This is a genomic window from Citrobacter sp. TBCS-14 (assembly GCF_005280805.1).
Lineage (GTDB): Bacteria > Pseudomonadota > Gammaproteobacteria > Enterobacterales > Enterobacteriaceae > Citrobacter > Citrobacter gillenii.
In genome coordinates this window covers 1-221 of record NZ_SZWM01001125.1, presented here as the reverse complement: position 1 = coordinate 221, position 221 = coordinate 1, and the positions used below count along the sequence as shown (strand labels likewise).

The window sequence follows — 221 nt, the reverse complement described above, 5'->3', positions numbered from 1 at the left end:
AGCGCTTCCCTTCTCCCGTTCTCCAGATTTATCAGGTGGGGCTGAGGGTGAGTTCGGTATCGCTTGATCCTGAATTCCCCATCTATCGCACATATCAGCAGCGAGCCATCACAGGCTGAAAGCGACGCGTCCACAACAAGTAGCGCCCCCTGGATTATCCCTTCCCTGAAATGTGAACGCGATGCCCGCATGAAATAAGTCGCTGCGGGCTGGCTGATTAG

At 54.8% G+C, this 221-nt stretch carries 1 pseudogene; it reads right to left on the bottom strand.

What is annotated here, in order from left to right:
- A pseudogene (locus FDX22_RS24375) lies at positions 1-221 on the bottom strand (LexA family transcriptional regulator); the annotation flags it as partial.